We start from the raw sequence: 9,574 nt of genomic DNA, 5'->3' as shown, positions 1-9,574 counted from the left end.
CGTGAACTGACCTGATTAGTAACAATCCAAGCCGCTAATAACAAACAAAGCGTTAATGGCAAGCTAAATACCATAATAAGTCTTGAGGTCATTCTTAATTTTTTAAACATAGGTTCCTCTCGGCAACAACATCTATATACATCAACATACGCAACTTTATTTTTATGATTATCGCTACAGTTTTAGCACAGTTTGCATCGGGCGCATCCATTTGATCTAAATTTGGTGAGAACTCTCCAATAAAAATAGCTCTATACCCAAATAATTTGGCGTGACAGGTCGGCGGCAAGCGATGTGATTGGGGTGAAAGAACGTAGCCCCGCCTCCCTGCAGATTCAAGTAGCAAGGGTCTATATCTAACTATCTAAACCGCTTGATATTGCAACCGATAACCAGATTGTATACATGATAACCAATCAGACAGTAAAATGAACATTCCGCTTTTATTGATAGGAACTTTTCGATAAATACAGTGACCAATGGCTGAATTACTAATCGGGAGTCGGGTTAAATGCAGTTATCCACCTTTCAATCACTACAAACCTATTTGAACCAGCAAGTCATTGGTCAACAAGCCTTAGTTGAGCAGTTATTGATTGCCCTGCTCGCAGATGGACATATTCTAGTAGAAGGGCCACCAGGACTTGCAAAAACAAGAGCGGTAAAATGTCTCGCTGAATGTATTGAGGGCGAATTTCATCGCATTCAATTTACCCCTGATTTACTCCCAGCTGATTTAACAGGAACAGATATTTTCCGACCAGAAACAGGAGAGTTCATTTTTCAAGCTGGGCCTATTTTCCACTCTTTGGTATTAGCCGATGAAATTAACCGTGCTCCAGCTAAAGTACAGGCGGCGATGCTAGAAGCGATGGCGGAAAAACAAATTACCGCAGGAAGAAAGACTTATCGTCTCCCCGAGTTGTTTTTGGTCATGGCGACTCAAAACCCTATTGAGCAAGAAGGAACCTATCCACTACCAGAAGCCCAATTAGACCGTTTTTTGATTCATCTTGATGTCGATTATCCTGATGCTGAACATGAACTGGCCATTCTACGCCTCAATCGAGGAGAAGCTCTGGGACAAACCTCCGCACGCGCCCCCATGATCACTCAGGCCGAAATTTTTCAAGCTCGACAAGAAGTGCTTAATATTCATATGGCCGAATCCATTGAACATTATTTAATTCGCTTAGTCATGGCAACGCGTCAACCTAAAGAATATGACCAGCAGCTCGCACAATGGATTGAGTTGGGAGTGAGTCCACGGGCGACGATAGCGTTGGATCGTTGCGCAAGAGCACACGCTTGGCTTAATGGCCGTGATTTTGTTAGCCCTGAAGATGTACAAGCTATGGTTTTCCCAGTGTTACGTCACCGATTACTTCTCTCGTATCAAGCTCAGGCAGAAGGCATTCATCCGAATCAGGTCATAGCTCATTTACTTTCTTTGGTTGGCAGCGCCTAAGGCACTACGATGGTCAATTCGTTAAGCTTATCTCTCCCAGAATATGCAGATGGTATTCACCTTTGCCTTGAGGAACTATTACCTTATCAGCAGCATGCAATAAAATGGTTACCGCCAGCAAAAAGTTTATGGTCTCAACTATTAGGGCATCATCAAAGTAGACAGCTGGGACGAGGGATGGATTTTGCAGAAGTACGTCAATACCAGCCGGGCGATGATATTCGAGCCATGGATTGGCGAGTAACAGCCAGAACAGGCAAACCACATACCAAACTGTTTTGTGAAGAGCGCGAAAAGCCGGTCATTTTATATGTAGATTTGAGTACCTCGATGCAATTTGGCTCAACCCTGCTCTTTAAGTCGGTACTAGCCGCTCATTTGGCCAGCTTACTAAGTTGGCTCGCGGTAGCTCAGCACGACCGGATCGGAGCAATTATTGACCTTGGCTTTCAACAATTCGAATTGAAGCCAACGGCTCGCCACAAAGGGGCATTACAGATCATGGCCAATTTGGTCAATGGTCAACAACAAGCATTATCCCAAATCACCCAAACGCCCACCTCAATGCGAGAAGGGCTTCTGGCATTGAACCGCCTTTGCCCTAAAGGTAGTGAAGTGGTCTTAATCAGTGACTTTGTTCGTTATCATGACGAGTTAACCCCGCTATTTAGCCAACTGAGTCAGCGCAACCAAGTTCGTATGGTACATATCATCGATCCTTTAGAGCAAGGCGAGACCGATTTTAGAGGAATCGCACGAGTAAAGAATGAACAACAGACGCGCTGGCTCAACTTTTCAGCAAATAATACACGGTTAGGCATCAAAAAATCCTTTGAATCTCAAAAAGTAAAACTAAAATCATTGAGCCAATCTCAGGCAATGGACTACCGTTCACTCTTGTGTGATCGGCCTTTGTTGCAACAATTATCTGGACTCTAAACCGATGCAGGAACCGTCAGCCACTTTAAGCCTTAATCCACTCCACCTCCCGACTCAACCTTCTTGGTGGCCTTTAGCCTGGGGGTGGTGGGCCAGCCTAGCGGTGGTTTTGATCATCAGCCTAGTGATGATTGCACTACTAATATGGAGAAAAAAACGTCTCGCTCCCAAAAAAACGGCTCTACGCCTACTTTGTCAAACGAGTGGCTATCAAACACCCTCTGCAGCCATGGAGTTACTCAGACAAACAGCACTTTGCTATTACCCACGAGACTACATCGCACCATTGACGGGCCATGAATGGTACACCTTTTTAGATACCCAATTAGGTCAATCGCGCTTTGTACCTAATGTCTCCCTATGGCAGCAAGCGTTATATCAAAAAACACCGGTGACTCATCCCGATCAGTTAATTAATGACTGCCAATTGTGGATCAGTGAGGCATTGCCACCGAAAAAGAGGAGTTTAAGGAACCTTGGCAAATATTGAGTTTTTATGGTGGTGGTTTTTATTACTACTTCCATTACCTGTTTTGGTCTATCATTTTGTCTCGCCGCTCCCACAACAGGCGGCGATTCCACTCGCTTATTTACCAACTGATAGCCATGCTGCAAGCCAACAGCAGTGGCGGATAAAAGGCCTCGTCATCGCCATGTGGGTCTGCCTAATTATCGCGGCTGCTCGCCCAGTTTGGTATGGAGACCCTATATCGGTGACGACTCAACAACGAGATGTGATGCTGGTTGTTGACCTTTCCTATTCTATGAATCAGCAAGATATGCAACTCGGAAAGGAATATGTGGATCGCCTCACAGCCGTCAAACAGGTACTCAGTGATTTTATTGCTAAACGGCAGGGAGATCGATTAGGGCTGATTTTCTTTGCTGACCATGCTTACCTGCAGACTCCTCTGACCTTCGATCGCACCACAATTACACAGCAATTAAATCAAGCGGTCTTAAAATTAATTGGAACCAGAACCGCGATAGGTGATGGCATTGGACTTGCCACAAAAACCTTTATTGACAGTGACGCTCCGCAGCGGGTCATGATTTTACTCAGTGATGGCAGCAATAATGCTGGAGTATTAGATCCACTTGAAGCCGCTGAGATCGCAAAACACTATGGTACCACCATCTATACAATTGGGATCGGCGCTGGTGAAATGACGATCAGAGATTTTCTGCTGACTCGCCGCGTTAATACCGCAGAGGATCTGGATGAAAAAACGTTACAAGAAATCGCTCAATTAACCGGTGGCCAATATTTTCGAGCCCGTGATCAACAAGAGCTGCAAACGATTTATGACACCATCAATCAGTTAGAACCACTGAGTCAAGCAACCCAAACTTGGCGTCCACAAAGTGAATGGTTTCACTATCCACTGGCTGCTGCTTTATTGCTTTCCGTGGTATTAATGATTGTAAGGAGACAGTATGGTTGATTTTATGTTTCTCTATCCTGTTTGGTTGTGGGCCTTGCTGCCTTTAGCTGGGCTATTAGGCTGGCTCTTTTATCGCTCTCCTGGTCAGTCATTAATTGCCCCTCACTTGGCACAAGCGTTGGGCATTAGCCATAAACGGCATCACCACCTTTGGCTGACAGGGGTAAGCTTTTGTTGGCTAATCACCACACTCGCCTTAGCTGGGCCTAGCTTTGAAAAACAAACCAGACCCAGCTATACCAATAGTGCTGGTCGAGTTGTGGTCATGGATATGTCATTATCGATGTATGCCAGTGATCTTAAACCGAACCGACTCTCTCAGGCTCGCTACAAAGTATTAGATTTACTCGCTAGCTGGCAAGAAGGCAATACGGGGTTAGTCGCTTATGCTGGCGATGCTTATAGCATTAGCCCCTTAACCACAGACACGGCAACAATCGCCAATCTACTACCAAACTTGTCACCAGATATCATGCCCTTTCCTGGGGCAAATGCAGCAGCAGGTGTGCAACTTGCGATAGACATGTTAAAGCAAGCGCAGTTAGCTTCAGGGGATATTATTCTGGTCGCGGATGATTTATCGGCACAAGAAAGCCAATCGATCCAAACCCTCCTCAATGGAACGCCGTGGCGATTGACCCTCTGGGCAATCGGAAGTGCCAATGGTTCACCAATCACATTAAATGATGGCCGCCTACTAAAAGACGAGAAACAGCAACCTGTGATAGCAAAAACCGATATGATTGCGATGCAAACATTCGCCTCACAAGTGGGAGGTCATTTTGTCGCTTATCGTAATGATGATCAAGATGTACAAAATATTCTGCGTGTTACTGATGCCCCAAAAACTGAGATCAAGCAACGCTCGGATACTGCTCAGATAACCGATGCCATCAATAATGGTTATTGGCTGGTAGGGCTGTTAATTATCCCTGCCCTCTTGCTCTTTCGGCGCGGTGTTCTATTCACTCTCCTACTCTGTATTGGTAGCACTGCCGTTCCTAATCCTGCTCATGCCTCTGCTTGGTTAAATCAAGATCAACAGGCGTGGCAAGCCTACCAGCGAGGCGATTATGATGCTGCCGCGACACTCTTTACCTCACCAGCATGGCAAGGCGCGGCGCATTACCAAGCGGGAAATTACCAAGCCGCTATCGATAGCTGGGAAGGCATTGCCAACCCAGATGAGCAAACCCAATACAACCTAGCAAATGCCTACGCGCAAGCTGGCCAGTTAGCAAAAGCCGCCCAAGGTTACCAAACCATACTCAAAAACCATCCCAATCATCAAGATGCTCAGCATAACCTCGCTGAGGTTGAGCAGGCATTGAAACAGCAACAGCAACAGCAACAGCAACAGCAACAGCAACAGCAACAGCAACAGCAACAGCAACAGCAACAGCAACAGCAACAAAAGTCTTCATCGGGTAAAGAGCAAGGTCAAGACGTTTCTTCCTCATCGGATAATCCAGCACATAAAGCGGAAAAAGCCGTAGACCAATCTCAACCTTCACGGCCCACAGAACACGATCCATCATCACAAGCTCAAAGCGCATTAAATGAGCAGTCGCAGATGGATCAGAGCGATGAATTAAAAAATCAACCGTACAATACGAAACAAGCGGAAGCTAAACCGGAGAACTCCCAAGAAAACAAGGGCAAGTATATCAATACAACCCCAGAGCCTAGTGAGGGCAGCACTCAAGATGTCGATCCTCAAATGCGAAAGCTTGAACAAGTGGAAAGTACCCGTGACCCGAGCCGCTTGCTACGCGCACAACTTTATCTGCAAGCAAAAAATAAACCGGCTCCAACAACAGAAGGTAAAAAGTGGTAATGATTAAATTGTTACAACGTCGATTTGCTCTTTGGCTAATCGTATTACTAAGTATGCTAAGTCTGTCTGTCCATGCGGCCACCTTATATGCCACTGTCAGTAAAAACAAAGTGATACAAAATGAGGTCTTTCAACTGCGCATCGTTAGTGATCAACCCTCGACAGCGGATGCGATTGATTTTCACGAACTGGACAACGACTTTTTTACCAGTCGCCCTAGTTTTACCTCTTCAGTAAATATCATGAATGGCAAACGCAGCCAGCATAGTGAATGGACTCTTTCTCTGGCCGCTAATCGACTCGGTATCCTGACTATTCCCAGTTTTGAGCTGGATGGACAAACCACTCAACCCATTGCCATCCAAGTCACCGTTGATCAACAAGCACCCAATATCGATGAACTCATTGAGATGCACAGTCATCTTTCACGAGATAAGCTTTATCCACAAGAAAGCGCCCTGTTGCATATTCGATTGCTGATCAAAACCGAGGTACGTCGGCTGCAAAACCCTCAACTGACACCTCCCTCTGTTGAAGGAATGACGATCACTCAAGCTAACGAAACCAAGCAATACCAAACCGTGCTAGGGGGAGTGGAAGTGACTGTGCTAGAACAAGATTTTCGCCTAACGGCAGAGAAAGCGGGACAATTTCATTTAACCGAGGCCATATTCCAAGGCTCACTTATTTATGGTAATCACTATGATAACGCCACTCGGATCATCCCTTTTAAGACCACGCCCAAAACCTATGCAATAACCGTAGAAGATAAGCCAGCTGATTATCAAGGTGCTTGGCTGCCTACCTCTCAGCTCACTCTGACGGAACAGTGGCAAGATAGCCAAGGCGCGCCGATTGAACAATCACCTTATTCCCTTCAAGTCGGAGAGACAATCAGTCGGCAAATAACCATGCAAGTGACTGGATTAAGCCCAGAACAACTGCCTAAATTAAGCGTCTCTTATCCAGACGCAGTACGCGTGTATGAAGAAAAACCGCAATTGACCACTCAAGAGAATGGTCAAGTCGTTATGACGGTAAAACACGTGTTAATTCCACGCCAACCTGGCGAAGTGACCTTGCCAGAAATTACTGTCAATTGGTGGAATACCGAAACCAAACAGCAACAGGTTTCTCGAGCATCAGGCTTAACCTTAATCGTCGCAGAGAATGAAGAAGTAAGCATCTTACCCATCAACTCAGAACAACCGTCCTCTAGCTCGGTGAATCTTGTCCAAGACTCAGGCTGGTGGCCTTACTTAACAATGCTCTTTGCTCTACTCTGGCTAATGACAGCATTCCTTGCTTGGCGTTTACACTCATCCACTACACAGGATCGCACAGCGACAAACCCGATCATTGCGCCATCAAACTCTAGCTGGCAACGGCTACAGCAGGCGTTAGCACAACAAGACGGGATCATGATCAGTCATGCAGTAAAAACATGGATGGAGACATTAGATCTCAGCAACGCTGAAAAAATATCGCTTCAACAGGCACTTCAGCAATACCATGCCCAGCTTTATTCTGCGAATGGCCAAACTGCAAATATTGAACAATTAAAACAAGCGATTAATCAAATTCATCGTCAGCAGGCACAACGACAGAGCCAATCGACTCACCCCTTAGCGAAATTATGATTCTCAGCCATCATCATTGAGGACAATGAGCAAAACATTTGTAGCTTCTTTATCCAACAAAATGCGATCAAATTAAAGAAGATGAGCGTGAGAGAAAGCGTAAAATATTACCGATCAGGTTGATTTGAGATTGGTAGACAAGCGGCATCAAGCGCCGATGAGGTGAGCAAAGTTTCACCAACAACACGATTACGGCCTTGATGCTTTGCTTGATAGAGTGCTTTGTCTGCTTGGGCGTACATACGCTCAAATTGAATTTCACTGGCTGGGAAGTTAGCCACACAATAACCAACAGAAATGGTTAACCAAGAACCATCGGGACTAGCACAATGTGGAATGCTTTCCTGTTCAACCGCTGCACGAATACTTTCTGCCAATTGATGTACTTTTTGTGCGCTATGTCCAACCAGTAATAAGACAAATTCTTCTCCCCCGATACGACAAAATTGCTCGCCATCTGACTGAGTGTGTTGGCTTAAAATTTTACCAATACGCATCAGGGCAATATCACCCTCTAAATGTCCATAGTGGTTATTAAACAAACCAAAATGGTCAATATCTAGTAATATAACGCCATAATCAACGGGCTGCACATCATACTGCTCACAGATTTGCTCCAATAAATGCGTCAGCATTCTTCGATTACCTAACCGCGTTAAAGGATCCATTTTCGCTAATCGTTCCAGCTTTTCATTCGCTTTCTGCAACTCTCGAGTGCGGTTATAGATCTCCTTTTCAAGGTTTGCATTTAACTCATTGATTGCTTGCTGTGCTTTCGCTCGCATCAATACTTCGGTCAGGTTTGAAGCAAACATACGAATCACCTCCCTTAACTGAGAAGTTAAAGGAGAGCGGCGAATTAAATTATCAACCGATATAAAAGCCAGTGGTACGTCGTTATCTGTTAGCATGGTCATCGCTGTCCAGCCGAATCCAACGATGTTATTGTCATGATAAATCGGCGCTGATTCTTTAAATACCACTTCATTAGGAGAAGCTTTAGCTAAAAGCACGATTTCATTGTCTTGCGCTGAGGTACGAAAATACCGTTCATCGACAATATTTCCTTGAATATCAGTGCCCCATGTACCTTGTAAGGTATGACATTTTTCATCCGTTAAAAAAACCGCCATGCGATCAATTCCCATCCGTTTTATCGCAAAAGCAACGGCGGTTTTACATACATCACTCACCGTTAAGCAACGTGATAGTTCGACCATACTGGCATGTAAGATACGAATATTCTGTTCTTGCCGTTTACGTAGGTAAATCTGAGCCAGTAAAGAAGAAAACGATTCCAACATCTGTTTTTGATAATCACTAATGGGCTGACGATGAATAAAATTATCCATGGCTAACCAACCAAACACCTCTTCCCCATCACGAAGCAATAACATACCGTTCCAGCCTTGCCCAACGACGGCTCCGTCAGTATAGAGTGGCGCGTCATCGACAATAACGAGTGTAGAATGCCCATCTGAAATCGCTTCAATGTAGCGTGCTTCTAATTGATGTAGATCGTATTGGCTATGATGTTCACTAATGGTGACACCTTGCTCATTGGTTCCATAGGTTCCATTAAAGCAGCGTTTTTTCATATCCAGTAAAAAAAAAGCGACCCGATCAACACCTAGCTTATCCCTAACTGCTTCAACGGCAGCCCGATGAAGTGCATCCAAATTTTCCGGATTGGATAAAGTGATCGCAAGTTGATGGACACGCTTCATATTCTCAATGAATGCTTCCCGCGCAGTAATTTCATCTCGATATTTGGCTTCTCGTCGATCACGCAGTTTAAATTCGGTTGCCGCGTCTGTTTCTGCTCGAATACACTGCCATCGAGCGGCGAGCAAGTGCAGACACTCTAACTCTCCCGCAGCCATCATCTGAGCGACACGCTGCTCATTAACGCCTTCTAACACAAGGTAGGTACGTCGCTCATTATGGTTATCTAACGTAAATAAGTAAGTTTCTTCAGCAATCAGTTGTTTATAATTCCATTGGCAAGGATTGGTCGCAAAGGGGATCAGTGAGTCCGATGAATCAAACTGAGCAGCCCAAGTCCAAAAGTCGTCTGGGTAATGGGTGACCTCTAAAGGCTGCCCTAATTTAAACAAACATTCAAAACGCTGAGTGACCGATGGAGGGTAAAAGACCAATATCGCCTGGGGTAAAAGTTGTTGCTGTAAAAAGGAAAACATAACGTCAGCCAGCATGCGATAATTTCGACAAGCCGAAAGCGGTT

The 9,574-nt window shown here is 45.1% G+C and carries 7 protein-coding genes; 6 read left to right on the top strand and 1 reads right to left on the bottom strand.

The window, feature by feature from the left end:
* Nucleotides 1-511 precede the first annotated feature (511 nt).
* From B7C60_RS06930 to B7C60_RS06905, 6 genes are read left to right on the top strand one after another with little or no spacing between them, the layout of a single operon-like run.
* A complete protein-coding gene (locus tag B7C60_RS06930) occupies nt 512-1,468 on the top strand; it encodes an AAA family ATPase (protein ID WP_099611024.1) in 957 nt (318 codons plus the stop codon).
* A gap of 9 nt (nt 1,469-1,477) precedes the next feature.
* Complete coding sequence (locus tag B7C60_RS06925) at nt 1,478-2,407, top strand: DUF58 domain-containing protein (protein WP_099611023.1); 930 nt, start codon at nt 1,478-1,480, stop codon at nt 2,405-2,407.
* Between the two features lie 4 nt (nt 2,408-2,411).
* On the top strand, nt 2,412-2,897 hold the full coding sequence (locus B7C60_RS06920) for a DUF4381 domain-containing protein (protein WP_099611022.1): 486 nt from the start codon (nt 2,412-2,414) through the stop codon (nt 2,895-2,897).
* Nucleotides 2,884-3,852 carry a vWA domain-containing protein gene (locus tag B7C60_RS06915; protein ID WP_099611021.1) on the top strand — a complete coding sequence of 323 codons (969 nt, stop codon included), beginning with the start codon at nt 2,884-2,886 and terminating at the stop codon, nt 3,850-3,852. Before B7C60_RS06920 ends, B7C60_RS06915 begins: the two co-directional genes overlap by 14 nt.
* The gene (locus B7C60_RS06910) at nt 3,845-5,689 is read left to right on the top strand and encodes a vWA domain-containing protein (protein ID WP_099611020.1); all 1,845 of its coding nucleotides are present in this window, start codon (nt 3,845-3,847) and stop codon (nt 5,687-5,689) included. The genes B7C60_RS06915 and B7C60_RS06910 overlap by 8 nt, the downstream gene beginning before the upstream one ends.
* Nucleotides 5,689-7,329 carry a BatD family protein gene (locus tag B7C60_RS06905; protein WP_099611019.1) on the top strand — a complete coding sequence of 547 codons (1,641 nt, stop codon included), beginning with the start codon at nt 5,689-5,691 and terminating at the stop codon, nt 7,327-7,329. The genes B7C60_RS06910 and B7C60_RS06905 overlap by 1 nt, the downstream gene beginning before the upstream one ends.
* A 107-nt stretch (nt 7,330-7,436) precedes the next feature.
* Here B7C60_RS06905 and B7C60_RS06900 read toward each other — a convergent pair.
* A partial coding sequence (locus tag B7C60_RS06900; protein WP_245868767.1) for a sensor domain-containing diguanylate cyclase occupies nt 7,437-9,574 on the bottom strand: 2,138 nt, incomplete at its 5' end.

Origin of the sequence: Vibrio fujianensis (assembly GCF_002749895.1) — a bacterium.
Taxonomy (GTDB): domain Bacteria; phylum Pseudomonadota; class Gammaproteobacteria; order Enterobacterales; family Vibrionaceae; genus Vibrio; species Vibrio fujianensis.
The sequence above is the reverse complement of the archived record's forward strand: the minus strand, read 5'-3'. Positions and strand labels throughout refer to the sequence as shown.

Coding starts and splice junctions, on each gene's coding strand:
- B7C60_RS06925 (WP_099611023.1), top strand. CDS start 1,478: ATGGTCAATTCGTTAAGCTTATCTCTCCCAGAATATGCAGATGGTATT.
- B7C60_RS06930 (WP_099611024.1), top strand. CDS start 512: ATGCAGTTATCCACCTTTCAATCACTACAAACCTATTTGAACCAGCAA.
- B7C60_RS06910 (WP_099611020.1), top strand. CDS start 3,845: ATGGTTGATTTTATGTTTCTCTATCCTGTTTGGTTGTGGGCCTTGCTG.
- B7C60_RS06905 (WP_099611019.1), top strand. CDS start 5,689: ATGATTAAATTGTTACAACGTCGATTTGCTCTTTGGCTAATCGTATTA.
- B7C60_RS06920 (WP_099611022.1), top strand. CDS start 2,412: ATGCAGGAACCGTCAGCCACTTTAAGCCTTAATCCACTCCACCTCCCG.